The sequence below is a fragment of the Mesorhizobium sp. Ca11 genome (assembly GCF_020165275.1).
Taxonomy (GTDB): Bacteria; Pseudomonadota; Alphaproteobacteria; order Rhizobiales; family Rhizobiaceae; genus Mesorhizobium.
In genome coordinates this window covers 93,523-117,184 of record NZ_JAIUHU010000017.1, presented here as the reverse complement: position 1 = coordinate 117,184, position 23,662 = coordinate 93,523, and the positions used below count along the sequence as shown (strand labels likewise).

22 protein-coding genes are annotated in these 23,662 nt (G+C 63.5%); 13 read left to right on the top strand and 9 right to left on the bottom strand.

The window, feature by feature from the left end:
• Window positions 1-36: 36 nt before the first annotated feature.
• A complete protein-coding gene (locus LB538_RS24895; protein WP_140838512.1) occupies window positions 37-957 on the top strand; it encodes a neutral zinc metallopeptidase in 921 nt (306 codons plus the stop codon).
• A 166-nt stretch (window positions 958-1,123) separates the two neighbouring features.
• The gene (locus tag LB538_RS24890) at window positions 1,124-2,395 is read left to right on the top strand and encodes a TCR/Tet family MFS transporter (protein WP_224530310.1); all 1,272 of its coding nucleotides are present in this window, start codon (window positions 1,124-1,126) and stop codon (window positions 2,393-2,395) included.
• 54 nt (window positions 2,396-2,449) lie between these two features.
• On the opposite strand, the gene carA is transcribed toward LB538_RS24890, so the two are convergent.
• Window positions 2,450-3,655: a glutamine-hydrolyzing carbamoyl-phosphate synthase small subunit gene (gene carA, locus LB538_RS24885; protein ID WP_224530311.1), complete on the bottom strand. Its 1,206-nt coding sequence runs from the start codon at window positions 3,653-3,655 to the stop codon at window positions 2,450-2,452.
• A gap of 260 nt (window positions 3,656-3,915) precedes the next feature.
• Here carA and LB538_RS24880 point away from each other — a divergent pair, with 260 nt between their 5' ends.
• Entirely contained in the window at window positions 3,916-4,365 is a 450-nt protein-coding gene (locus LB538_RS24880) for a GatB/YqeY domain-containing protein (RefSeq protein WP_224530312.1), read from the top strand.
• A gap of 9 nt (window positions 4,366-4,374) precedes the next feature.
• On the opposite strand, the gene LB538_RS24875 is transcribed toward LB538_RS24880, so the two are convergent.
• The gene (locus LB538_RS24875) at window positions 4,375-5,373 is read right to left on the bottom strand and encodes a murein L,D-transpeptidase catalytic domain family protein (RefSeq protein ID WP_224530318.1); all 999 of its coding nucleotides are present in this window, start codon (window positions 5,371-5,373) and stop codon (window positions 4,375-4,377) included.
• 284 nt (window positions 5,374-5,657) lie between these two features.
• Between LB538_RS24875 and LB538_RS24870 the strand changes: the two genes are divergently transcribed.
• A complete protein-coding gene (locus LB538_RS24870; RefSeq protein ID WP_224530320.1) occupies window positions 5,658-6,368 on the top strand; it encodes a DNA helicase in 711 nt (236 codons plus the stop codon).
• A gap of 42 nt (window positions 6,369-6,410) precedes the next feature.
• Window positions 6,411-6,968 carry a GNAT family N-acetyltransferase gene (locus LB538_RS24865; protein WP_224530322.1) on the top strand — a complete coding sequence of 186 codons (558 nt, stop codon included), beginning with the start codon at window positions 6,411-6,413 and terminating at the stop codon, window positions 6,966-6,968.
• A 105-nt stretch (window positions 6,969-7,073) separates the two neighbouring features.
• On the opposite strand, the gene LB538_RS24860 is transcribed toward LB538_RS24865, so the two are convergent.
• From LB538_RS24860 to LB538_RS24850, 3 genes are all read right to left on the bottom strand, one after another.
• The gene (locus LB538_RS24860) at window positions 7,074-8,255 is read right to left on the bottom strand and encodes an MFS transporter (RefSeq protein ID WP_224530324.1); all 1,182 of its coding nucleotides are present in this window, start codon (window positions 8,253-8,255) and stop codon (window positions 7,074-7,076) included.
• 127 nt (window positions 8,256-8,382) lie between these two features.
• Window positions 8,383-8,592 (bottom strand): DUF2061 domain-containing protein, encoded by a 210-nt coding sequence (locus LB538_RS24855; protein WP_095766624.1) that lies wholly within the window; start codon window positions 8,590-8,592, stop codon window positions 8,383-8,385.
• 95 nt (window positions 8,593-8,687) lie between these two features.
• Window positions 8,688-10,352 carry a Na/Pi cotransporter family protein gene (locus LB538_RS24850; RefSeq protein WP_224530326.1) on the bottom strand — a complete coding sequence of 555 codons (1,665 nt, stop codon included), beginning with the start codon at window positions 10,350-10,352 and terminating at the stop codon, window positions 8,688-8,690.
• A gap of 352 nt (window positions 10,353-10,704) precedes the next feature.
• On the opposite strand from LB538_RS24850, the gene LB538_RS24845 reads away from it, so the two are divergent.
• From LB538_RS24845 to LB538_RS24820, 6 genes are all read left to right on the top strand, one after another.
• Entirely contained in the window at window positions 10,705-11,067 is a 363-nt protein-coding gene (locus tag LB538_RS24845) for an RcnB family protein (protein ID WP_224530327.1), read from the top strand.
• A gap of 137 nt (window positions 11,068-11,204) precedes the next feature.
• Window positions 11,205-13,145 (top strand): DNA primase, encoded by a 1,941-nt coding sequence (gene dnaG / locus LB538_RS24840; RefSeq protein ID WP_224530328.1) that lies wholly within the window; start codon window positions 11,205-11,207, stop codon window positions 13,143-13,145.
• A 426-nt stretch (window positions 13,146-13,571) separates the two neighbouring features.
• Window positions 13,572-15,599 carry an RNA polymerase sigma factor RpoD gene (gene rpoD, locus LB538_RS24835; RefSeq protein WP_095766628.1) on the top strand — a complete coding sequence of 676 codons (2,028 nt, stop codon included), beginning with the start codon at window positions 13,572-13,574 and terminating at the stop codon, window positions 15,597-15,599.
• 208 nt (window positions 15,600-15,807) lie between these two features.
• Window positions 15,808-16,101, top strand: coding sequence for a GYD domain-containing protein (locus LB538_RS24830; protein ID WP_095766734.1), 294 nt, complete (start codon window positions 15,808-15,810; stop codon window positions 16,099-16,101).
• Between the two features lie 61 nt (window positions 16,102-16,162).
• On the top strand, window positions 16,163-16,543 hold the full coding sequence (locus LB538_RS24825; RefSeq protein ID WP_224530333.1) for a thiol-disulfide oxidoreductase DCC family protein: 381 nt from the start codon (window positions 16,163-16,165) through the stop codon (window positions 16,541-16,543).
• Window positions 16,544-16,678: 135 nt separating this feature from the next.
• Window positions 16,679-17,335, top strand: coding sequence for a PadR family transcriptional regulator (locus LB538_RS24820; RefSeq protein ID WP_140838492.1), 657 nt, complete (start codon window positions 16,679-16,681; stop codon window positions 17,333-17,335).
• Between the two features lie 73 nt (window positions 17,336-17,408).
• Here LB538_RS24820 and LB538_RS24815 read toward each other — a convergent pair whose 3' ends face one another.
• Both LB538_RS24815 and LB538_RS24810 read right to left on the bottom strand, forming a co-directional pair.
• The gene (locus LB538_RS24815) at window positions 17,409-17,669 is read right to left on the bottom strand and encodes a YiaA/YiaB family inner membrane protein (protein ID WP_095766630.1); all 261 of its coding nucleotides are present in this window, start codon (window positions 17,667-17,669) and stop codon (window positions 17,409-17,411) included.
• Between the two features lie 43 nt (window positions 17,670-17,712).
• Window positions 17,713-18,390 (bottom strand): PspA/IM30 family protein, encoded by a 678-nt coding sequence (locus LB538_RS24810; protein ID WP_224530335.1) that lies wholly within the window; start codon window positions 18,388-18,390, stop codon window positions 17,713-17,715.
• A 180-nt stretch (window positions 18,391-18,570) separates the two neighbouring features.
• On the opposite strand from LB538_RS24810, the gene LB538_RS24805 reads away from it, so the two are divergent.
• A complete protein-coding gene (locus LB538_RS24805; RefSeq protein ID WP_224530338.1) occupies window positions 18,571-19,212 on the top strand; it encodes a TetR/AcrR family transcriptional regulator in 642 nt (213 codons plus the stop codon).
• Window positions 19,213-19,260: 48 nt separating this feature from the next.
• Complete coding sequence (locus LB538_RS24800) at window positions 19,261-19,554, top strand: HlyU family transcriptional regulator (protein WP_224530341.1); 294 nt, start codon at window positions 19,261-19,263, stop codon at window positions 19,552-19,554.
• Here the strand turns inward: LB538_RS24800 and LB538_RS24795 are convergent, their stop codons facing one another.
• The gene (locus LB538_RS24795; RefSeq protein WP_224530348.1) at window positions 19,555-22,128 is read right to left on the bottom strand and encodes a polynucleotide kinase-phosphatase; all 2,574 of its coding nucleotides are present in this window, start codon (window positions 22,126-22,128) and stop codon (window positions 19,555-19,557) included.
• The gene (locus tag LB538_RS24790) at window positions 22,125-23,507 is read right to left on the bottom strand and encodes a 3' terminal RNA ribose 2'-O-methyltransferase Hen1 (protein WP_224530350.1); all 1,383 of its coding nucleotides are present in this window, start codon (window positions 23,505-23,507) and stop codon (window positions 22,125-22,127) included. The genes LB538_RS24795 and LB538_RS24790 overlap by 4 nt, the downstream gene beginning before the upstream one ends.
• Between the last annotated feature and the right edge of the window lie 155 nt (window positions 23,508-23,662).

Genomic DNA, 23,662 nt, shown 5'->3' with positions numbered 1-23,662 from the left:
GGTCCCTCCAGGACGTTTGTGTCGCGAGGAGTTGCCATGCTTTGGAGAGGCCGTCGTCAGAGCGACAACATCGAAGACGAACGCAGCGACAGCGGCGGCGGGCCTGGCGGCGGATTGGGCGGCGGTGGCCAGTTCCGCATCCCCATCGGCGGCCGTACCGGTGGCGGCGGCAGCATCATCCTGGTTATCCTTGTCGTGCTCGCAGGATGGTATTTCGGCTTCGATCCATCGCAGATCCTGGGTGACGGCAGCGGCGGCCTGGTGCCGGGAGACGGCGGCCAGATCTCCGACACACAGGACAATGGCAACGCCCCCGCCAATGACGAGATGAAGCAGTTCGTCGCGACCGTGCTTGCCGATACCGAGGACACCTGGACCGGCATTTTCAAGTCCGAAGGGCTGACCTACCAGGATCCCAAGCTGGTGCTGTTCAGTGGCCAGGTCCGTTCGGCCTGCGGCTTCGCCTCGGCGGCGGCCGGGCCCTTCTACTGCCCGGGCGATCGCAAGGTCTATCTCGACATGACCTTCTTCCAGCAGCTCGATCAGCAGTTCGGCGCGTCCGGCGAATTCGCCCGTGCCTATGTGGTGGCGCATGAGGTCGGCCACCATGTGCAGAACCTCACCGGCATCATGGGCAAGTTCAACCAGATGCGGCAAGGCATGAGCGAGGCCGACGCCAACCAGCTGTCGGTGCGCATCGAGCTTCAGGCCGATTGCTTCGCTGGTGTCTGGGCACATTACACGCAGCAGAAGGGCATCCTGGAGCAGGGCGATATCGAAAGCGCGCTGAACGCGGCCAAGCAGATCGGCGACGACACGCTGCAGAAGAAGATGCAGGGCTATGTCGTGCCGGAAAGCTTCAACCACGGCACCTCGCAGCAGCGGCAGACGTGGCTGGCGCGCGGCATCAAGAGCGGCAAGCTGTCCGACTGCAACACGATGGGCGGTCCGATCTGACGCGGCCCTGCCGCTTCTTTGGCGGCGAGGATCGGCGATCAAAGGCGGCTGGCAAGTGGATGTCAGGATGAGGCAATTGCCTTCGTTCGCGTATTGTTCCTGTCGGCGACGTCGCCTATAAGATTCCTCCCGTCTTTGCCCCGGGCGGCCTGAGGAGATTATCATCATGATCGACCCCAAAACCGCCAGGCGGGGCCTTGCGCTCGTTTTCACCACGCTGCTGCTCGACATCATCGGCTTCGGCATCATCATGCCGGTGCTGCCAGCCTATCTGGAGGAACTGAGCGGCGTCACAGTTAGCCAGGCCGCGATCGAGGGCGGCTGGCTGTTCTTCGTCTATGCGGCGATGCAGTTCGTCTTCGCGCCGATCATGGGCGGCTTGAGCGACCGCTTCGGCCGGCGGCCGATCCTGCTTGCCTCGGTGCTGACCTTTTCCATCGACAACCTGATCTGCGCCATCGCCTGGTCCTATCCGATGCTGTTCATCGGCCGCGTGCTCGCCGGTGTTTCCGGCGCCAGCTATTCGACGACATCCGCCTTCATCGCCGACATCTCGAACGACGAGAACCGGGCGAAGAATTTCGGCCTGCTCGGCATCGCCTTCGGCGTCGGCTTCGTCATCGGCCCGGTGCTGGGCGGTCTGCTCGGCACGTTCGGGCCGCGCGTGCCGTTCTATTTCGCCGCAGCACTTGCCTTCGTGAATTTCCTGATCGCGATGTTCCTGCTGCCGGAGACGCTGGACGAGAAGCATCGTCGCCGTTTCGAATGGAAGCGCGCCAATCCGGTCGGCACGCTCATGCAGATGCGCAATTACCCCGGCATCGGCTGGATCGGGCTGGTGTTCTTCCTGATGACGCTCGGCCATATGATGTATCCGGCGGTGTGGGCGTTCGTCTCCAACTACCGCTATGGCTGGAACCAGCAGCAGATCGGCTTCTCGCTCGGCGCCTTCGGCTTGTGCGGGGCGATCATCATGGCGACGGTGCTGCCGCGGATCATTCCGAAACTTGGTGAGTGGAGGACAGCGGCGATCGGCCTGACCTTCACCGCGCTCAGCGCCTTCGGTTACGCGTTTTCGACGCAAGGCTGGATGATCTATGCGGTGATCGTGGCCGGTTGCCTGGAAGCGCTCGCAGATCCGCCGCTCAGGAGCCTCGCCGCCGCCAAGGTGCCGCCCTCGGCGCAGGGCGAATTGCAGGGCGCGATGACCTCGATCTTCTCGATCACCTCGATCGTCACGCCGCTGCTCTACACGGCGATATTTTCCTGGTTCACGGGCCCGACCGCGCCGGTCGTGTTCGGCGGCGCGCCCTATGTGCTCGGCGCAATTTTCCTGACGCTGGCGGTGATCGTCTTCGTGACGAAAGTTGCCAAGCCGACCCCGAAGGAAGTCGAGCGCATGCACACGCAGGAAGCGGCGGTGACGGACGCTGCGTGAGCGCCCGATATTCAGGTGAGGCCGGCCTGCAAATGGCGGCCTGCCGCGTTGCCGTTAGGCGCGTTCAGACAGCGCTTCCTCGCCGCGGCGTTCGCGGATGAGGTTGACGAAGCGCCGGAACAGGTAATGCGAATCCTGCGGGCCGGGCGAGGCCTCGGGATGATGCTGGACCGAGAACACGGGACGGCCGGTCAGCGCGATGCCGCAATTCGAGCCGTCGAAGAGCGAGACATGGGTTTCCTCGACGCCTTCGGGCAGAGAGTCCGCGTCGACGGCGAAACCGTGGTTCATCGAGACGATCTCGACCTTGCCGGTGGTGTGGTCCTTGACCGGATGGTTGGCGCCGTGGTGGCCCTGGTGCATCTTCTCGGTCCGGCCGCCGAGCGCCAGAGCCAGCATCTGATGGCCGAGGCAGATGCCGAACACCGGAATGTCGGTCTTCAAGAGATCCTGGATCACCGGCACGGCATATTCGCCGGTCGCTTCAGGATCGCCGGGGCCGTTCGACAGGAAGATGCCGTCCGGCTGCATGGCCATGATCTCCTCGGCACCGGTCTTGGCCGGCACGACGGTGACCTTGGCGCCGAGGCCCGCAAGCAGGCGCAGGATGTTGCGCTTGACGCCATAGTCGACGGCGACGACGTGCATGGAAGGCTCGCTCCGCTCGCCATAGCCTTCGTTCCAGATCCAGGGCGTCTCGCGCCAGACCGAAGACTGGCCCGACGTGACCTCCTTGGCGAGATCGAGGCCGATCAGACCCGACCAGGCCGCGGCCTGCCGCTTCAGGTCCTCGATGTCGAAGACGCCGTCGGGCGCATGCGCGATGACGGCATTGGGCATGCCCTTCTCGCGGATCAGCACAGTCAGCGCGCGGGTGTCGATGCCGGACAGCGCGACGATGCCGCGCCGCTTCAGCCACTGGTCGAGATGGCCGGCGGCGCGATAGTTGGACGGGTCGGTGACGTTGGCCTTGAAGATGGCGCCGACAGCGCCGGCGCGGGCGGCCGGATGCAAATCCTCGATGTCCTCGTCATTGGTGCCGACATTGCCGATATGCGGGAAGGTGAAGGTGACGATCTGGCCGGCGTAGGACGGATCGGTGAGGATTTCTTCATAACCGGTCAGCGCGGTGTTGAAGCACACTTCCGCAACCGCCGATCCCGTGGCCCCAAGGCCGCGACCTTCGATCACCGTGCCGTCGGCGAGTACCAGAAGGGCGGTCGGCTTTTCGGTTGCCCACGGGGCGGTGGTCGTGGCCATGGCGGCACTCCTGTCAGGCGCGGCAATCGGTCGGGAGGACCATTTGCGCAGCAAGGCGCGAAGCTGGATTGCCCGGCTCCCACGCGTCAACTCATTGTCTCATGCAGGACCGAGTACATAGGCGAACGCGCCGGAGCGGTCAATGCGGCGCCCCCGGACCACGGCCGATTTGCTTTCGTCCAGCAATATCAGTGGCTTGGCGGGATTTGCGTTGGCCGTTCGGCAAAGCTATTGTCCGCCGCATTCGAAGGAGAAGCACGATGCGCGAGAAAATCGCCGAATCCATGAAGAGCGCGATGAAGGCGCAGGACAAGCACCGCCTGCCGACACTGCGGCTGATCCAGGCCGCCATCCACGACCGCGACATCGCCAATCGCGGCGCCGGAAAGCCGCCGGCGAGCGAGGAGGAGATCCTGCAGATCCTCGCCAAGATGGTGAAGCAGCGCGAGGAATCGGCCAAGGCCTTCGAGGATGGCAAGCGGCCGGAGCTGGCGGCGCAGGAGCGCGGCGAGATGGCGATCATCCGCGAGTTCCTGCCGACGCAGCTCGACGACGCGGCGATCCAGGCTGCGGCGCGCGAGGCGATCGCGGCGACGGGCGCGGCCAGCCAGAAGGACATGGGCAAGGTGATCGGCGCGCTGAAGCAGAAATATGCCGGCCAGATGGATTTCGCCAAGGCGAGCGCCATCGTCAAAGGTCTGCTGCAATAGACGACAGCCTTAGTCCTTGCAGATCGGCACCGGCTGCGGCGGCGCCGCCGGATGGTCCTTCTTGTACTGGGCGATGATCGGCTCCAGTGTTTTCTTCGGCCAGAATTTGGGGGTGCCGATCTCCTTCAGGCAGGAGGCGTTCCAATAGGTGCCTGCGCCTGAGAGCGCCTGGCCGGCGGCCTTGGCCCGCGCGACAGCGGCGATGTCGCGCGATTCCGGATAGATGTAGAGCGTCGTCGGGTTGTTCTTCACGAGGGGGATGATCTGCTCGGCATCGGCCGGCGACCAACTGGTGCAGCCATTGCTGCGGCCGCCGGCATAGTTCACCAGCTTGCCGAACGGAACCAGGCCGTCATGGTCGGCGTAGGAGCTTTGCGGGCTCTTGCGCATGCACAGGCCCTTCAAGATCGCGGCCGGATGGCCGCCGATCACGCGCTGCCTGGCGTTCGCCGCCTCGCCTTCGCCGTCGAACTGGATGAAGCTGCGCATGAACACCGCGTTCTGCGCGCCGACACGATAGTAGCCCTTGAAGGACGTCTTGGTCTCGGCCGTCATATAGGCGCCGCCGGCCGTCAGCGCCGAGTCCATGGCGTTGCCGAAATTCTTCGCGCAGCGCCTGCCGTTGGAGAAATCGGCAACGCCTTTCAGGTTGCGTCCGCCGCCATGGCCCGAGGAAACCGCGCGGAAGAGCTGCTTGCTTTCACAAATGATGTAGTAGCGCTGGCCAGGCACGCTGTTGCCCAAATCCGCGGGACGCGTGGCATCCATGGCGAAGTAGCAGGGGTTGCTGACCGAACCTTCGCTGACCTTCTTCTGGTAGAGCGCGCGCGCCCGCTCCAGCACGACCTGCGAGATCTGGCCTTCGCCGTCGCCGACATGGCGCTGCAGCCAGTCGGGAACGGTCGACGGCCGCAAGGCCGCGAATGAGCTGACCGATGCCGTCAGGGCGGCCAGGATCGCGACAAGGCAGAAGATGACCGCGCCCCGCGGAACAGATCTCAACCGCACCCTCTTGCCCCTCCCGTCGAAATGTCTCGTACCTGTGAATCAGCATGGACGATTATAGAAGGTCTCGCCCGCATCGGCGAAACACTTCTAGTTTAGCGACGCCTTTTGGGAGGTCGGATTTTCGGCCCCCTTCGATTGAGCTATGATCTGATTCCGGCGCGCCCACGCCTCCTCCCTCCGTCGGGAAGCATCGTTCATGCAGGGCAGTTTATCACCGAACCAACTGTTCGAGCGCCAGGCATAAGGAGGGGTTGTCAAGACTGCTCGCGGCAGGAGGTTTTTCGATGCGGTTTTCCGCACCCGTCTATCATCTGAAGCGCCAGGCGAGGCTTCTGTCCCGCAGCGAAAATGTGCCCCTCCACCAGGCGCTCGACCGCGTTGCCGCCAAGCAAGGCTTCGGCAGTTGGAGCCTGCTTGCGGCCAAGGCTGCCGAGGCTGCGCCAGCCGGCGCCCTGTTGGCGCGGCTGATCCCCGGCGACATGGTCCTCGTGGCGGCGCGGCCGGGGCAGGGCAAGACGCTGATGAGCCTCGAACTTGCCGTGGCAGCCATGAAGCAAGGCAGTCGCGCCGTATTCTTCACCCTGGAATACATGCATGCCGACATCCTCGACCGGTTCCGTGACATCGGCGTCGATCCTGCCGATTTCGACCACTTGTTCACCTTCGACAATTCCGACGCCATCAGCGCCGCCTACATCATCGAGACGTTGCGGGCGGCGCCGCGCGGCACGCTGGCGGTCATCGACTATCTGCAACTGCTCGACCAGAAGCGGGAGAATCCGGAACTCATGGTCCAGATCCGCGCCTTGAAATCGTTTGCCCGGGAACGGGGACTGGTGCTCATCTTTATCTCGCAGGTCGAGAGGTCATATGATTGCGCCCGGAAAGCGTTCCCAGATATCGGCGATATCCGGCTGCCGAACCCGCTCGACCTGTCGCTGTTCGACAAAGCCTGTTTCCTGAACAAGGGCGAAATCCGGTTTCAGGCGACTTGAGAGCGATCCGTGTCGCTTCTATGCCGGCTCGACAGGGGAAGAATGATCGAAATCGTCAAACCCGCGCTCCAACATTTGCCATCCTACAAGGCGGCGCTCGAGCGCGGCTGGTCGCCCGACAATGTGCGGCTCCTCGAGGCGACGCGCGAGCAACTCGAGGCGATCGAGAAAGATCCCGTTGAATTTCTCGCCAGCCTTGATGACCCCGAAGGGAAAGGGCCGCCCATCGCTTTGCCCGACGGCACCGAGGTCCCGCGGCTGCCTGGATTCCGGCGCTGGATCTGGGATGGCGAGGCCGCCGGCTCGATCGGCTTTCGCTGGCAGAAGGGCACGTCGGAGCTGCCCTCGCATGTGCTTGGCCATATCGGCTATGCGGTGGTGCCGTGGAAGCGCAACCGCGGCTACGCCACCGAAGCGCTGCGGCTGATACTGGACGAGGCGAGAGCGGTCGGGCTCGACCATGTCGAGATCACCAGTGATCTCGACAATCCTGCCTCGCACAAAGTGGTGCTTGCCAATGGCGGCAGGCTGGTCGGGCGGTTTGCCAAACTTGCAGCCTATGGCGGCGCAGAGAGCCTGAGGTTCCGGATCGATCTTTAAAGCGCGTCGCGCTGAAACGGATTCAGGCGACGCGCTTTAAATCTTTGTTCTGATGCATGTCGTTGTCCCAGAACCGCTGCACACTTCTGGGCGACATGCATTAAATTATTCCGCGGCCGCCGGCAGCGGCGGTGTCGCGCGGCTGCGCCATTCCCAGGTCTGCGAGGCAAAAGCCACCACGACCGCCACCAGCATGGCGAGCACGCCGGCCAGCGGCAGGCTGCGATAGCCCAGGCCTGCATTGAGCATCGCCGCGCCCAGCGAGGCAGCCAGCGCGATGCCGACATTGAAGCCGGACGGGATCAGCGAGGAGGCGAGGTTGGAGGCATCGGCCGTCCAGGCGAGGATGCGCGTCTGGATCGGCGCGCCGATGGCGAAGTTGAGACCGCCCCAGATGACGATTGCCGCGACCATCGGCAACGGATAGGGGCTGACGAGATAGATAACGCCAAGCGTCATCGCCTGCAGGGCAAGCATGACGATCAGCGACGGCATCAGCTTCCAGTCGGCGAGCTTGCCGCCGACCAGGACGCCGACCGTGGCGCCGACGCCGTTGAGCAAAAGCACAAAGGGGATCAGGCCCTCGTCGAGGCCCGTGACCTCGAGCAGCATCGGCGTGATGTAGGTAAACAGCGCAAACTGGCCGATCATCAGCATCAGCATCAGGATCAGCGAGGTCCAGACCTGCTGGCGGCCGAGCACGCGAACTTCGCGCGCCAGCCCGGCTGGCCGGTTGGCGGCGCCCGCCGTGCGCGGCAGCAGCGCCAGCATGGCGAGGATCGCGACGAGGCCCAGCGCGCCCATCACCCAGAAGGTCGCGCGCCAACCCCATAGGCTGCCGATCGCGGTGCCGGCGGGCACGCCGATGACATTGGAAACCGTCAGCCCCGAGAGAATGACCGCGACCGCCCGGCCGCGCTGGTCCTCGCGCACCAGGCTGACTGCAACCACCATGGCGACACCGAAATAGCAGCCATGCGCCACGGCAGTCGCGACACGCAGCAGAAGCATCGAGGTGAAATCGGGCGCCAGCGCGCAAGCCGCCTGGCCAAGGGTGAAAGCGATCGTGAGCCCAATCAGCAGCGTCTTGCGCGAGACCTTGCCGGTGGCCAAAGCCAGCAGCGGGCCGCCGATCGCAATGCCGCAGGCATAGCCGGAGACGAGATAGCCGGCGGTCGGGACCGAAACCCCGAGGCCCTGCGCCACCTCCGGCAGCACGCCGGCGATGACGAATTCGGTGGTGCCGAAGGCGAAGGCGGCAAGGAAAAGGGCGATCAGCGGCAGCATGGTTCAAAACATAGGCGAGGAATGCACGTCTCAAACCATGCCTGCGCGGGCGCGGCAATGCAGAAATTGGCGATGGCGCTTTAGCTTTTCTTGACGGGACGCATCAAAGCCGGCCTGTCGCTTGCTGCTACGCTGCCGTTTTGCGCCCGTAAGGGATCTTCAGCCAGGCCCGTTCGTGCAGGTAGTAAAGCAGCGACTTGGTGACGACCTCGGTGAGCCCGATCGTGGCGGCGAGCTTGATGCTGCCGGTGACCACCAGGGAGATGATCATCGTGTCGATCGTGCCGGTGGCGCGCCATGAAAGCGCCTTGGCGAAGCTGCGCGAATGCGTGTCCATCGACGGATCGTCCTCCCAACAGGTCCACTGGCGTTCCTTAGCCGACGGAAGCGAGGATGAGCAAAGACTAATTTTTTTGGCAGGTCCCGATCGCCTCAGCTGGCCTTCAGCCGTGAACCGCCGAGCAGGCCGCGCTCCTCGAGCACCGGATAGGCGATCGAGGCGAGCAGCGAGTTGATCTGCTTCAAGTCGCGGATGGTGTCGAGGTGGATCGAGCTCGTCTCGACGCTCTTGGCGGTGCCTTCGCGCAGGCGCTGAAAATGGCTGGCGCTGGTTTCCTTCTCGCGTTCGCGCAAGAGATCCTTTTCCAGCACCAGCTGGCGCGCGGTTTCCGGATCGCGCGAGACCAGCACGTTGAAGGCGAGCCGCGCATTGGCGAGCACCGAGGAATGGAAGGCGCAGAGCTCCTGCCAGCCTTCCGGCGTGAATTCCAGGCCGCGCTCCAGCTTCTTCCTGACATGCACCAGCATGTTTCGCACGATGATGTCGCCGACCTGCTCCAGCTTGACGCAGGCGCCGATCAGCTCCTGGCACCGCAATGCCTCATCCTCGGTCAGCGGGTTCCTGGTGATCTTGGCGAGATAAAGTTTTATCGCCGCGTGCTTCCTGTCGACGCGGTCGTCGAGCGCAGCCAGCGCCTTGATCTTGTCGCTGTCGGCGTCCTCATAAAGCTCGATGATGCGCTTCAACATGATCTCGACCGTCTCGCAGACCCGCACCACCTCGCGCGTCGCATTGGCCAGCGCCTGGCTCGGCGTGTCCAACGCGCTGTCATTGAGCGCCGACAGTTCGACGACATCCAGCGTGGCGGTCGGCTCCGGCACGGCTCCGAGCGCAACGATCTTCTCCGAGACGCGGTAGACGAGGCCCGCGAGTGGCAGTCCGGCGAGCAGGATGATCACATTGAACAAGATGTGGGCGTTGACGATCTGGTCCGGAACGGTGGCGCCGAGGAAGCCGATGGGCGGCTTCAGCGTCATGAACAGGATCAGCATCACCAGCGAGCCCATGCCGCGCATCAAAAGGTTCCCGATCGGCACGACGCGGACGCCCGGATCGGCATTGCGGGTAAGCAGGGGCGCGATGATCGAGGAGCCGAGATTGACGCCGAGCACCAGCACGATGCCGAGCTCGGGAGGGATAAAGCCGCGCCCGGCCAGCGTCACCAGGAGCAGCACGGCGGCGATCGAGGAGTGGAACAGCCAGGTAATCAGCGCGGCGAGCAGGTAAGCGGTGACATAGTCGCCGGAGAAATAGTTGACGATCAGCGGCATCAACTGGCTGTTGCGCAGCGGTTCCGACGCCTGACCGATCATCTCCAGCGACAGGATCAGCAGGCCGACGCCAATCAGGATGCGGCCTATCTGCCGCCAATCGCGCCGCTCGGTGGCCATGAACATGACCGTGCCGGCGATCAGGCAGAGCGGCACCAGAAGCGTCAGATCGAAGGTGAGCAGCTTGGCCACCAGCGCCGAACCGATCTCGGCGCCGCGCACTGCCAATTGCCCGGCGGCGCCCGAAACGATGCCGGCGCCGGCGAAGGAGCCGACCAGCAGCGTCACCGCGGTCGAGCTCTGCAATGCGATCGCCAGCCCGCAGCCGGCCAGCACCGCCATGACCGGATTGCGCATGGTGGCGCGCAGCCGGTGGCGCAGCACGTCGCCATAGGCGCGCTCGACGCCCGTCTTCACCATGCGGGTGGCGAACAGCATCAGCGCCACCGCGCCGGCAAGGTGCAGGAGGACGACAGAGCCGCTCACAGCCAAACTCGCGAGCTGGCATCAGGGGTGCGGAGAGGGGTACGAATCTTAGTCATTTCAACGAGTCGAAATATACCAGTTAAAATTAGCCGAATAATAGATTTTTCTGATGCGATGATCGTCTCGGCTCGACGGCGCATGTCGGAAATGACTGCAGGAAGCATTGGTTGCATACGCCTGGCCGCAGCGCTTCGCCTCATACCGCCCGACGCTCGGCCGCATGATCCGAAGCGTTGTTCAAGCGGCCGGTGCAAGTCTTGGAAAACATTGAAGAATTGTAATTCTGGCATTCAGTTTCGGTTCATCCATTGGCGGCTATTCCTCTGCCTATCGACAACAAGGAATACCGACCATGAAGCGTCTCATACTTTGCGCCGTCACCGCCTCGTTGCTGGCCGCCTCGGCCGTCTCCGGCCAGGCCGCGCCGCTCGCCCAGCCGAGCACGCCGCAGTCGAGCTACACCCAGGTCGACTGGCAGAAGCCCGGCAGGCATGTCGACAAGCGGGTCATCGTCAAGAACAAGGTGGTAAGGCGCAGCCATTGGCGCAACGGCCAGAGATATTCCAACTGGAAGCGTCACCAGCCAGTCCGCGACTGGAACCGCTACGGCCTGCGCCGCCCTGGTCCCGGCCAAGAATGGATCCGCGTCGGCAACGACTATTTGCTGGTCAGCATCCTCTCCGGCATCGTCATCGGCGCGATCGCCGCGCGGTAATCCCCGACAATCGCGAAATTCGGAAGGCGGCCACCCCCGGCCGCCTTCTTTTCGTCTGTGAAAAGCGGGTACGATGGGCCGGATGGGGTCGCCGTGCCCGGGCGGGTTGATTATATGGAGGGCAAACGAGTTCCCCGATGCGCTTTCCGCCCGCCTTCCTCGACGAGATACGCGACCGCGTGCCGATTTCGCAGGTCATCGGCACGCGCGTCGCATGGGACAGGAAGAAGACCAACGCGTCGCGCGGCGACTACTGGGCCTGCTGTCCCTTCCACGGCGAGAAGAGCCCGTCCTTCCATTGCGAGGACAAGAAGGGCCGCTATCACTGCTTCGGCTGCTCGGTTTCGGGCGACCATTTCAAGTTCCTCACCGAGCTAGACGGATTAAGCTTCCCCGAAGCCGTCGAGAAGATCGCCGAGATGGCCGGCGTGCCGATGCCGGTGCGCGACGAACAGGAAGAGCGGCGCGAGAAGGAACGCGCCAGCCTGACCGACGTCATGGAAATGGCGACCGCCTTCTTCCAGGAGCGGCTGCAGAGCGCCGACGGCGCCAAAGCCCGCGCGTATCTGCGCGACCGCGGGCTGACGCCGGCGACGCAACAATCCTTCCGTCTGGGCTATGCGCCCGACAGCCGCAACGCGCTCAAGGAACATCTTGCCGCCAAGGGCGTGCCGAAGGCCGATATCGAGGCCTGCGGCCTGGTGCGGCACGGCGACGACATCCCGGTCTCCTATGACTGGTTCCGCGACCGCATCATGTTTCCAATCCCGGATTCGCGCGGGAAGATCATCGCCTTCGGCGGACGGGCGCTGGCGCCCGATGCCTTGGCCAAATACATGAACTCGCCGGAGACCGAGCTCTTCCACAAGGGCAACGTGCTCTACAATTTCGCTCGCGCCCGCAGGGCGATCGCGAAAGGCGGCACGGTGATCGCGGTCGAAGGCTATATGGACGTGATCGCGCTGGCGCAGGCCGGCTTCGAGAATGCCGTGGCGCCGCTCGGCACCGCGCTCACCGAAAACCAGCTCGAACTTCTGTGGCGCATGGCGCCCGAGCCGGTGCTTTGCTTCGACGGCGACCAGGCCGGGCTGAAGGCGGCATGGCGGGCGGCCGATCTCGCGCTCCCGTCGGCGCAGACCGACCGCCGGGCGCGCTTTGCCTTGTTGCCGGAAGGCAAGGATCCCGACGATCTGGTCAAGGCCGAGGGGCCGGACGCGTTCCGCGCCGTGCTTGCCGATGCGCGGCCGCTGGACGAACTGTTATGGATGCGCGAGACGGCAGGCGGTGTCTTCGATACGCCGGAGCGGCGAGCTGAGTTGCGGAAAAGGCTGCGGGAGTTGACCAGCCGCATCCGTGACGAGAGCGTGCGTTATTACTATCAGCAGACAATGGACGAGCGGGAGCGGAACTTCTTCGGCTCCCAGCGGAGCGTTCGGCAAGGCCGTCAGGATTGGAAGCCAGGGCAGGGCAAGTCGCCCGTGCCCGGCGGGCAGTTCGCGAAAGGTGGGGCGGCCGGCGGGCGCGCCGCGATCACCGAGAGCCTGGGTCGCTCGGCGCTGGTCAAGCGGGCCGGCGAGGGGATGTCGGTGCGCGAGGCGACGATTATCGTGGCGCTGGTCAATCATCCGGCGCTGATCGACGAGAATTTCGCGCATGTCGAATTCCTCGACCTCGCCAATTCGGATTTGCGCAAGCTGCACGCGGCCATTCTCGACGCCATGGCGCATGAAGCGGCCGACGAGCGCGGCGCGGTCATCGCCACCATCGAGCGCGCCGGCTGCGGCGGCATCTGGGAGCGGGCTGTCGAGTTGATCAAGCGCGCGCGGCAATGGCCGGCGCTGGAAACGGCGGCGCTTGACGATGCCCGCGACGCCTTCAACCAGGCGCTGCACTTGCAGCGCAGCGCCCGCACATTACATAGAGAGCTGAAACAGGCGCAGGCGGCGCTCGATGCAGACCCTTCGGACGAAAACTTCCGGCATCTCGTCGAGATTCAAGCGCAATTCAACGATGTGCAGGCAACGGAAGCGCTGATCGAAGGATTTGGCGTCTCGTCGGGCAGGGTAGGCCGCGTTTAGGCCGAACACCACCCATTGGAAGTGAAGTGGAAATGCGCGGCGCGTCGAATCGACGCCTCTAAGTCGGGTAATTGATTCGCTTTTTTCATGCGAATCATGCCAGAGGCGCTTGACCTTCTGGCAGATTGGCGGAATCAGGACGATTCGAAACGTTAACCGTGCCACGGCATCGGCGGGAATTCGAGCGATGTGAGGCACCGGTGGCGACTGGACAGGCAAAGTGCCCGCTCCAGATATCAGGGTTAATCTGGACTTAATGCATGTCGCCCAAAAGTGGAAACCGGTTTGGGACAGAGACATGCACAAAACAAAAGAGATGACACGGTTGCTGGGCCGGTGAAAAGCGTTCCGGCGCGAGCGCTTCCAGCATAACCGGTACGGCAGTTTACGCGGCCTCGATATTCGGCCGCTTGGAGACGACAAAGAATGGCGACAAAGGAAAAGGAAGAGGTCGAGACCGAACGCGAAGGCGCCACTGATGGCCCCCTGCTCGACCTTTCCGACGATGCTGTCAAGAAGATGATCAAGGCCGCGAAGAAACGCGGCTATGTCACGCTCGACGAGCTCAACGCGGTGCTGCCCTCGGAAGAGACGGATCCGGACCGCATCGAAGATATCAATGCGATGCTCAGTGACATGGGCATCAACGTCGTCGAGGACGACGAGGTGGGCGAAGAGGCGGAAGCCGAGCCGGCCGCCGACGCCGAGGAAGACGCCAACGAGCTCGCCGAGCAGACCGGCACCGCTGTCGCCGCCACGACCACCAAGAAAGAGCCTACCGATCGCACCGACGACCCGGTGCGCATGTATCTGCGCGAGATGGGCTCGGTCGAGCTTCTGTCGCGCGAGGGCGAAATTGCGATCGCCAAGCGCATCGAGGCCGGCCGCGAAACGATGATCGCGGGGCTGTGCGAAAGCCCGCTGACGTTCCAGGCCATCATCATCTGGCGCGACGAGCTCAACGAATCGAAGATCCTGCTGCGCGAGATCATCGACCTCGAGGCGACCTATGCCGGCCCCGAAGCCAAGCAGGCGCCCGTCGTCGAACGCATCGAGGAAGCGCCCAAGCCCGAGGAGAAGCCGCGCGGCCGTTCGGCGGCACGCGAGGAAGAAGACGACATCACCAATGTCGGCGGCGACACGCGCGGGCTGGAGGAAGAGGAAGACGACGAGGACGAGGCGAGCCTGTCGCTGGCCGCGATGGAAGCGGAACTGCGCCCGCAGGTGATGGAGACGCTCGACGTCATCGCCGATACCTACAAGAAGCTGCGCAAGCTGCAGGACCAGCAGGTCGAGAACCGCCTGGCCGCGGCCGGCACGCTGTCGCCCAGCCAGGACCGCCGCCTGAAGGAGCTGAAGGACCAATTGATCAAGGCGGTGAAGTCGCTGTCGCTCAACGCCGCGCGCATCGAGGCGCTGGTCGAGCAGCTCTACGACATCAACAAGCGCCTGGTGCAGAACGAGGGCAAGCTTTTGCGCCTCGCCGAAAGCTATGGCGTGCGCCGCGAGGAGTTCCTGCGGGAGTATCAGGGCTCGGAGCTCGATCCGAACTGGACGCGCTCGATCGCCAACCTGACGTCGCGCGGCTGGAAGGAGTTCACCAAGAACGAGAAGGATGCGATCAAGGAGCTGCGCGCCGAAATCCAGAACCTCGCCACCGAAACGGCGATCTCGATCCTGGAATTCCGCAAGATCGTCAACCAGGTGCAGAAGGGCGAGCGCGAGGCCGCGATCGCCAAGAAGGAAATGGTCGAGGCGAATCTTCGCCTGGTCATCTCCATCGCCAAGAAATACACCAACCGCGGCCTGCAGTTCCTGGATCTCATCCAGGAAGGCAATATCGGCCTGATGAAGGCGGTCGACAAGTTCGAGTACCGTCGCGGCTACAAGTTCTCGACCTACGCCACCTGGTGGATCCGGCAGGCCATCACCCGCTCGATCGCCGACCAGGCGCGCACCATCCGCATTCCGGTGCACATGATCGAGACGATCAACAAGATCGTGCGCACCTCGCGCCAGATGCTGCACGAGATCGGCCGCGAGCCGACGCCGGAGGAACTGGCGGAAAAGCTCGCCATGCCGCTGGAAAAAGTGCGCAAGGTGCTGAAGATCGCCAAAGAGCCGATCTCGCTCGAAACGCCTGTCGGCGACGAGGAGGATTCGCATCTCGGCGACTTCATCGAGGACAAGATGGCGATCCTGCCGATCGACGCGGCGATCCAGGCCAACCTGCGCGAGACGACGACGCGCGTGCTTGCCTCGCTGACGCCGCGCGAGGAGCGCGTGCTCAGAATGCGCTTCGGCATCGGCATGAACACTGATCATACGCTGGAAGAAGTCGGCCAGCAGTTCTCGGTGACGCGCGAGCGTATCCGCCAGATCGAGGCCAAGGCGCTGCGCAAGCTCAAGCATCCGAGCAGGTCGCGCAAGCTGAGAAGCTTCCTCGACAGCTGAGCGGGAATACAATCACACGAAATCGAAAGGGCGCCTCGGGCGCCCTTTTTGCTTTTCCGGCTACCTCTCATGCCGCCTTGTCCGCTTTGCCCGACAGGAGGATAATCGGGCGTCGGATGCATTTATGGGCGACAAGCCGGATGCCCGCCCCGGCGCCGGTCGCAGCGGCCAGGTGTCGCGCTCCGTGGCTCCCGGTGGGAGGTGTGCCATGACAACCTATATCGTGCTTATCAACTGGACTGAGCTCGGCGCCAAGAATGTGCGGGAATCGCCGAAGCGGCTCGATGCGGCCAAGAAGCTGCTGGGGGAAATGGGCGGTTCGTTCAAGGCGTTCTACCTGACCATGGGCGAATGCGACATGGTCGCCATCGTCGAAGCGCCGGATGATGCGGTGCTCGCCCGCTTCGCGCTGATGTTGTCGTCGGGCGGCAATGTCAAAACGCGGACGATGAAGGCGTTTCCGGAATTCGCCTATCGCGAGATCATCAGCTCGCTCGGGTAAAGTGGCTAACGGGCGCAGCGCGGCTGTTGCGAAGCCGCGCCGCATTCCCGATAGTCGCGCCATGCCCGAGCGGTTGCTGACAGTCTGGTACAACACACGTTGTCCGGTGTGCGACGCCGGCATCAACCGGCAGAAGCGGCGGCTGGTCGAGGCCGTCAAGGCGGGCCTGGTCGAATTCCGCGACATCAATTTCGAACCTGAGGCGCTCTCCGCCTTCGGCGCCTCGCTGGAGGATATCCGCCGGCGCCTGCATGCGACCGACGCAAGCGGGCGGCTGCTGGTCGGCGCCGACGTCGCGATCGCGGTCTGGCGGATCACGCCGGGCGAGGGATGGCTGGCGAGCTTGTTCGGCAACCCCATCGCGCTGCCGTTGACGCGCTTTGCCTATGACCGTTTTGCGGACGTGCTCTACGGCTGGAACCGACGAAAGGGCCGTTGGTAGCGGTCTGGCCGAGCCGTATGAGGACGCATATGCGATCTTGGAACGGCGTAAGATACATCTTAAGATATATCTTGACTCAACAAGCGCCGCGCCTTACTTACGATGTATCGTAAGATATAGCTCAAGGAGCAATCCATGCACAGACACAACCACTTTGGCGAGCGCATGTTCATGCATATGGCCGGCAAATTTGGTGGCAGAGGGGGCGGCGGTTTCGGCCCGTTCGGCCATGGCGGCAGGGGCGGTGGACGCGGCGGCCCGGGCGACATGTTCCGCGCCGGGCGCATGCTGGCCGACGGCGATCTCAAGCTGATCACGCTGTCGCTGCTGGCCGACGCGCCGCGCCACGGCTACGACATCATCAAAGCTCTGGAAGAGCGCACCAGCGGCATCTACAGCCCGAGCCCGGGCGTGGTTTATCCGACGCTGACCTTCCTGGAGGAGGCGGGCTACGCGGTATCCTCGAGCGAAGGCAACAAGAAGGTGTTTTCGATCACCGAGGCCGGCAAGGCGCATCTGGACGAGAACCGCGAGATGATCGACAGCGTGCTAGACCATCTCGAGCGTTTCGGCCGCAAGATGGCCGCGGCGCGCGAATGGTTCGGCTGGGGTGACGACAAGGACGAGGGGCGCCGCGGCCGCTCCGAAACGCGTGACCGGTTCCGCTCGTTGCGACACCGGCTGCGCGCCGCGCTCGGCGACATCGCCGATGCGCCGGAAGACAAGCAGGCCGAGGCGATCAGCATCCTGGAAGACGCCGCAGAGGCGATCGAGGCCTTGGCTCGTCGCTAAGACATTCTCATAGGGAAAACCAAAAGCCCGGATCGCTCCGGGCTTTTGTATTCAGTCAGCGATCGGCAAGGGATTATTCCTTGCCGACATATTCGCTGATCAGCTTCTCGTTGCGCGCCTTCTCGATCTTGGCAGTGGTCTCGGCCGCAATCCGCTCGTCGGTGCGGTACTTGACCAGGTTCACCAGGCTGCCGGTGAGCAGCAGCACACCCATCGCCCAGTAACCTTTGGTCGAGAGGTCGACGGGAGCAAGCCACAGCGACAGGCCGAGCATGAAATAGGCAGCGCCCACCGATATGGTGTTGAACAGGATATATGTCTGATTGCCGTTCATCGTCGTATTCCTTGGATTTGATCCGTCACGGGAAATTGCGGGTTCAGTTCAGGGATTTGAGGCGCGCCAGAACATCCTGAGCACGCACCTTGGTGGCCGGTCCATGGCCTGCTTCGGCGAGGCGTTCGCGGATCGCCTCGTGACGCAGCTCGCCGTCGATCTCGTCGAGGATGCCGGCCTCCTCGAACGGGTCGGAGCTGTCCTTGATGCGGGCCAGCAATTCCTCCGCTTCGTTAATGCTTGCGGTGCGGCCGATCGAGCGGTTGAGGCGCGACTGCGCCTTGCGTTCGGCATCGATCGCCCGGGCTGAGATCATACCTTGGTTGAGATCGATGATGCGGCGATGCGCCTGTTCCACGGACAGACGCATCCGCAAGGTCTTGTCGCCCAGGCTCTTGACCGTGGCGCGACGGACCTCGCGCTCGTTCTCGAGTTCGGCGATTGCGGAGGCGCCGCCTTCGGCTAGCGCCTGGTTGTTGGCGGAAAGCGCGCTGAGCGTGCGGGTTTCCAGATCGGCGATGCGGCGGTCGAGCTGGTCGAGGCTGGTCTGCTCGGCGCGCTGGCGCACGATCAGCGAGGCGAGCGTCTGCTTGGCGGCGGCAAGGCCCGCCTCCGCGTCGCGGATGCGCTGGGCCAAAAGGTCGATCGCAAAACGATCCTTCAAATTGTCCTCGGCCCGTGCGCTGGCGCCGTCCAGCAATGTCTTGATCAGGCTAAGCATGGTCTTCTTCTCCCTGTTTTCGTGAACATTGTTCACAAGCTCAACATAGCAGGAATTGAACATTGTTCAAGAGCTATTTTGAACGCTGTTCACGAAGAGCTGGACATGGTAAACGCAAGCAACGGAATGAAATCCCGGGCTTGGGCTTGCCGACTTCGGACATAAGGACAGGAAAGAAGCATGGCGCTGGACAAAGAAGAGATGAGTGAGAAGGTGCTCGCCATTGCCGAGGCGCTGCTCAACGAGGGCGGCGCCGACAACCTGAAAGCGCGCACCATTGCCGAGAAGGCCGGCATCTCGGTCGGATCCGTCTATAACCTCTTTGCCGATCTCGACGAGGTGCACCGTGCCGTGAACATGCGGCTGCTCGACCGGCTCGGCGCGGCAGGCATCGCGGCGATGGCCGATCTCGAAAGGCAAGGGGTAACCGATGTCCGGCACCGCATCCTGGCGATGGCGGCGGCCTATGTGCGCTTCGTCGAGGCCCATCCCGGCAGTTGGCCGGCGGTGCTTGCCTTCAACCGCCGCCGCGCGACGCGGCCCGGCCCCGACGCCTATGACGCGCTGCTCGACGCACTCTTCGACATAGTCGCCGGCGTGCTCAAGGCAGGCGATTTCGGCCTCGACGACGACCGCCGCGCGCTTGCGGCGCGGACCTTGTGGTCAAGCGTGCATGGCATCGTGACCAGCGGCTATGTGGCGAATTCGGACAGCAGGCAGGCCGAGGAGATCTGGCATCAGATCGAGCTTCTGGTCGGCGTTTTCGTCAAGGGGCTGGAACACGGCGGCGCATTCGCGCATGCTGAGACAAAGCCTGCGTAACAAGGGGCCCGCGAATCCTTGGTGCCCGCGTGAATGGGAGTTTTGAAAATGTCTTTTCTGAAGAAGCTTTTTGGCGGCGGCGGTAGTGAAGCAGCGGAGACCGGCAGCGCCAAGCCGGCCAAGCAGGTCGAGCACAAGGGATTCCTGATCAGCGCGACGCCCTACAAGGCCGAGGGCCAGTACCAGACCTGCGGCGTCGTCTCGAAGGAAGTGGATGGTGTGATGAAGGAGCACCGCTTCATCCGCGCCGACCGTTTCGCCGGGCTGGACGACGCCGTCGACATCTCGATCAAGAAAGGCATCCAGCTCGTCGACGAGCAGGGCGAGCGGATGTTCGGGTAATTAGAGCCGCGGATCGATCGGCTCGCTCTCCAGAGCCAGTATAGCGAAGACACATTCGTGGACTCGCCGTAGCGGCTGTCTCGCGACAAACCGCTTCAACGCCTCGTGACCGAGCGCGAACTCGCTGAGCGCCAGGTTCCGTTTGCCGCCCAGATGCCGTTCCCGCAGCCGGACAAGGTTATCCGGGGCGTCATATTCGGGGCCGTAGATCATGCGCAGATATTCTCGGCCGCGCACCTTGAGCGCTGGCTGGATTAGGCCCTTCTTGCTGCGGCTGACGAAGTCACGCGGCTTGACCACCATGCCTTCGCCGCCTGAAGCGATCAGCATCTCCCACCAGGCGACAGCCTCCGTGCAGGCGGCGGCATCGGCCAGGTCGACGCTGCGCCATCTGGTGTGCACGACGACGCCTTCCGTGGCGAGGCGATCGGCCCGCGACATATGCCAGATGTGATCATGGTCGAACCAGATGCGGCCCTCGCTGGCCAGCAGATGGAAAGGCGCCACCCTGAGATCATTGACACTCGAAACCGGCCAGACGTAGGGCGACCAGGCGCTGGCGTATTTACCGGCGCGCACGGCCCGATCGGCGAACCGTGCGTTCAGATCCACTACGTCGACGCCTCGCGCCTTCGCTCTCTCCAAGGCATCGCGACCGAGCCGCAGGCCGGCTGCGGACGACGCCGCCACCGGTTCGTACTGACTTTCGATGAGGCTGCTTGCCTTGGCCGACCAAGGCATGATTTCGGCGTCGAGCAGCAGCCAGTCGGTTTTCAATTCCTCCCAGAGGTCAGCGGCATCGACGCTTGCGCGAAGCCGGGCGAGCAGCCCCTCCGTCATGGTGTCGTCGCCGAAGAAGGAACGCCCTGTCCGGGTCCATATCGCGCCGGTCTCGCCGCCCGGAATGCCAAAGCGGCTGTGCGCCGCCTGCACGGTTCGGCACAGCGCGACAATAGCCCGCGAACCCATGTGCTTTTCCTCGCACACCACCTCGGCTACGCCGCGCTCGCGAAAATAGGCAAAAGCTTCTTCCGGGCGTTCAAGCCAGCCGGCGTGATCGCTTGTCTCGGACGGAGACATCGTCGGCGGTAGGTACACAAGCCACTGGGGCGCTATGGCGAAACGGCTCATGGCCTCCAGGGCGGCTGCCGCATTTTCCTCGGCCACGACGATCCGGCCTTTCAGCTCGGTCTCGATCCAGCGGCGGCCGGAAACATCTTCGATATCGAGCACGCCATCGGCATCGGCCTGTGCCGATTTTTCCATGTTTGATGCGCCAAGCGGGCGTATGGGCTCCGACCATGTTCGGATTGCCGGCACCTCAACCAGCTCGCGTTCCGGCCAGCGCAGGGCCGTCAACTTGCCGCCGAACACACAGCCTGTATCGATGCACAGGGTGTTGTTCACCCATTGAGCCGACCGCATCGGCGTGTGACCGTAGACAACGGCAGTCTTGCCCCGATAAGCCGTGGCCCAGTCGGCGCGCACCGGCAGGCCGGATTCGTCGATCTCGCCGGTCGTCTCCCCATAGAGTGCGAATTCGCGCACGGCGCCCGAGCCCCGCCCGATCATCTCTTCCTTGAGCCCGGCATGGGCAACGGCCAGGCGTCCGCCGTCCAGCCAGACATGGCTGCGCAGGTCGTCGAGAAAGGCCGGCAGCGCTTCGCGCAGCCCGCGATCCTGCGTGTCCAATTGGTCGATGGTCTGTTGAAGGCCGTGGGCGATCGTGACCTTGCGGCCCTCCAGCCAGCGGCTGAGCTTGCGTTCGTGATTGCCTTGAACGCAGTAAGCGGTTCCGGCCGCCACCATGCTCATGGCGATGCGCAGCACATCGGGCGTGTTGGGACCGCGGTCGACGAGATCGCCAACAAAGACAAGCTTGCGGCCATTTGGGGGAGTGACGGCCACGGTTCGCTCGCCGCGATCCTGCGACCAGACGACCTCATACCCGAGTTGACCAAGCAAGGCTTGCAACTCATCGGCACAACCATGAACGTCGCCGATGATGTCGAAGGGGCCGGTATCGTGACGCTTGTCAGTCCAAAGCGGCTGGCGCGAGATTTTGGCGGCCTCGATGCTGGCTTCGCTGGTGAGCTTCCAGACCTGGCGAAAGCCCTCCCGCTGCAGGCCGCCAAGGCCCTTGCGGATTTCGCTGGTCATGCGTTGGGGGACGCCCGCACCGAAAGGGCGATCCGGGCGCGCCGCGTTGCGCGCAACGCAGATGTCGACACCGGGGTCGAGGACGATGGCGACCGGCAAGGCGTGCCATTTGCGGGCCAGTTCGATCCATGCCTTGCGATCCGCGGGCCTCACATTGGTAGCGTCCACCACAGCCAGCTTGCGATGCTTTAGTCGTTTGCCGATGATGTCGCGCATCAGCTCGAAGGCGTCGGCCGAAACATCCTGATTGGTTTCGTCATCGGAGACGAGTCCACGGCATCGGTCAGACGAGATGATCTCGGTCGGCAGGAAATGCCTGGCGGCGAAAGTCGACTTACCGGACCCGGTCGAGCCGATCAGCACGACCAGTGCGAAATCCGGAATTTCCAGATTGGTGTTGTCGACTTCTCTCATCGCGTGAACACCGCCATCTGTGTAGGCGCGCCCAGCTTGGCATCCTCAACCCCTATGCCACTGATTTCAGCGGCGTAGCCGTATGTTTCGCCTATTCTAGCTGTCCAGGTTTTGAACTCGGTGCGGCTCCACTCGAAGCGATGATCCGGATGACGGAAAGTGCCCGAGGGCAGACTGCTGAAAAGCGCGTTGTAATCCGCATTGGGCGTGGTCACGATAACGGTCTTTGGAGCGGTTTCGCCAAAGACAATCCGCTCGACTAAAGGCAGCCTGTCTTGGTCGAGATGTTCGACGACCTCGACCAAGACAGCGACGTCTGCTTCGGCCCAACGACTGTCCCGGTAAGTCAACGAACCATGCAGCAGCGTGACGCGCCCTTCCGGCGGGCCGCCCGCTTCATTCAGTCTCAGCCGCCTTGCCGCCCATTCGAGCTCGCGGACCGCGGGGTCCAAGCCGAACAGTTTTTGGACCCATCGCTCGCGCATCAGTCGGTCGAGCAGCTTACCTTCACCGCAGCCCAGATCCGCGACAACTTTCCCGCCACTCGCGCGGATGGCTTCGACGACCGCATCCAGGCGCCGGTCGTGCAGCCGGACGGGCGCCTCGAGCGTTTCCTCGGGCGAGCTGCAGGTTTCGACTGGCGTCTCCGGAGCCGCGGTTTCAGGCACCAGTCGCGCCAGGGCCGCGCGGGCCAAAACCGATCGGTTGCGCAAATAGCGGCGCGCAATCAGCTCCTTGGCGGGGTGGTGCTCCAGCCATCCCGCGCCCTTGGACAGCAGCTTGTCGACCTCGTCGTCGCCAACCCAGTAATGTTTGGCGTCGTCCATCACTGGGATTAGGACGTAGAGGTGGTTGAGCAGATTGCTCAGCCGGCCGAGGCCGGACAATTTCAGGTTGCCGTAACGGAGCCCTCCCGAACTGGCACCGATGGCTTCGATTGGGGTCAGCTCGACGGTCCAGCCCAGCGGTTCGAACAGCTGCCGCACTATCGCCTCGCCGCCGCGCATCGGCAAGGGCGCTACGACAGCTTCCAGCGGCAGGTCGCTTTCGGCGAGTTGCGGGCGTTCCTTGGAGATGCCGCTCATTGCCGTCCGGAACATCTTGTTGAGCGCCACGGACAGAAAGGAAGACGCCGCGTAAGGCCTGTCGTTCACATATTGATCCAGCAATCCGCCCGCCCGACCCTTGCCCCTCACCAATCCAACGGGGTCGACGTCGAGCAGAAGTGCGGCCTCGCAGCGCGCCTCGCTGGCCTCGGAATAAAACAGCCATGCCTTGCCGAAAGAGAGGTCGGTCTCATGCAGACGCTCGGGGTGCTTGTGCAGCAGGAAGCCGAGATCGGTAGCCGGATGATGGGTGGTGGCGATTGAAAGGAACATTGGCGAGCGATAACGCAGCCCTATGGAATAACCAATGGTGCCACCAAGTTATTTCCACTTTCTTCCGGGAAGTGCAAAGAAACCGGTTGGTACCTGTGAGCGGCAGTATTTCCAAACAAAGCTAGGCGGCGAAACTATGGAATTTGGATTAGCGC

What these genes read in the sequence shown, in the direction of transcription:
- LB538_RS24895 (WP_140838512.1), top strand. Translation starts at nt 37, where the DNA reads ATGCTTTGGAGAGGCCGTCGTCAGAGCGACAACATCGAAGACGAACGC.
- LB538_RS24890 (WP_224530310.1), top strand. Translation starts at nt 1,124, where the DNA reads ATGATCGACCCCAAAACCGCCAGGCGGGGCCTTGCGCTCGTTTTCACC.
- carA (WP_224530311.1), bottom strand. Translation starts at nt 3,655, where the DNA reads ATGGCCACGACCACCGCCCCGTGGGCAACCGAAAAGCCGACCGCCCTT.
- LB538_RS24880 (WP_224530312.1), top strand. Translation starts at nt 3,916, where the DNA reads ATGCGCGAGAAAATCGCCGAATCCATGAAGAGCGCGATGAAGGCGCAG.
- LB538_RS24870 (WP_224530320.1), top strand. Translation starts at nt 5,658, where the DNA reads ATGCGGTTTTCCGCACCCGTCTATCATCTGAAGCGCCAGGCGAGGCTT.
- LB538_RS24865 (WP_224530322.1), top strand. Translation starts at nt 6,411, where the DNA reads ATGATCGAAATCGTCAAACCCGCGCTCCAACATTTGCCATCCTACAAG.
- LB538_RS24860 (WP_224530324.1), bottom strand. Translation starts at nt 8,255, where the DNA reads ATGCTGCCGCTGATCGCCCTTTTCCTTGCCGCCTTCGCCTTCGGCACC.
- LB538_RS24855 (WP_095766624.1), bottom strand. Translation starts at nt 8,592, where the DNA reads ATGGACACGCATTCGCGCAGCTTCGCCAAGGCGCTTTCATGGCGCGCC.
- LB538_RS24845 (WP_224530327.1), top strand. Translation starts at nt 10,705, where the DNA reads ATGAAGCGTCTCATACTTTGCGCCGTCACCGCCTCGTTGCTGGCCGCC.
- dnaG (WP_224530328.1), top strand. Translation starts at nt 11,205, where the DNA reads ATGCGCTTTCCGCCCGCCTTCCTCGACGAGATACGCGACCGCGTGCCG.
- rpoD (WP_095766628.1), top strand. Translation starts at nt 13,572, where the DNA reads ATGGCGACAAAGGAAAAGGAAGAGGTCGAGACCGAACGCGAAGGCGCC.
- LB538_RS24830 (WP_095766734.1), top strand. Translation starts at nt 15,808, where the DNA reads ATGACAACCTATATCGTGCTTATCAACTGGACTGAGCTCGGCGCCAAG.
- LB538_RS24825 (WP_224530333.1), top strand. Translation starts at nt 16,163, where the DNA reads ATGCCCGAGCGGTTGCTGACAGTCTGGTACAACACACGTTGTCCGGTG.
- LB538_RS24820 (WP_140838492.1), top strand. Translation starts at nt 16,679, where the DNA reads ATGCACAGACACAACCACTTTGGCGAGCGCATGTTCATGCATATGGCC.
- LB538_RS24815 (WP_095766630.1), bottom strand. Translation starts at nt 17,669, where the DNA reads ATGAACGGCAATCAGACATATATCCTGTTCAACACCATATCGGTGGGC.
- LB538_RS24810 (WP_224530335.1), bottom strand. Translation starts at nt 18,390, where the DNA reads ATGCTTAGCCTGATCAAGACATTGCTGGACGGCGCCAGCGCACGGGCC.
- LB538_RS24805 (WP_224530338.1), top strand. Translation starts at nt 18,571, where the DNA reads ATGGCGCTGGACAAAGAAGAGATGAGTGAGAAGGTGCTCGCCATTGCC.
- LB538_RS24800 (WP_224530341.1), top strand. Translation starts at nt 19,261, where the DNA reads ATGTCTTTTCTGAAGAAGCTTTTTGGCGGCGGCGGTAGTGAAGCAGCG.
- LB538_RS24795 (WP_224530348.1), bottom strand. Translation starts at nt 22,128, where the DNA reads ATGAGAGAAGTCGACAACACCAATCTGGAAATTCCGGATTTCGCACTG.
- LB538_RS24790 (WP_224530350.1), bottom strand. Translation starts at nt 23,507, where the DNA reads ATGTTCCTTTCAATCGCCACCACCCATCATCCGGCTACCGATCTCGGC.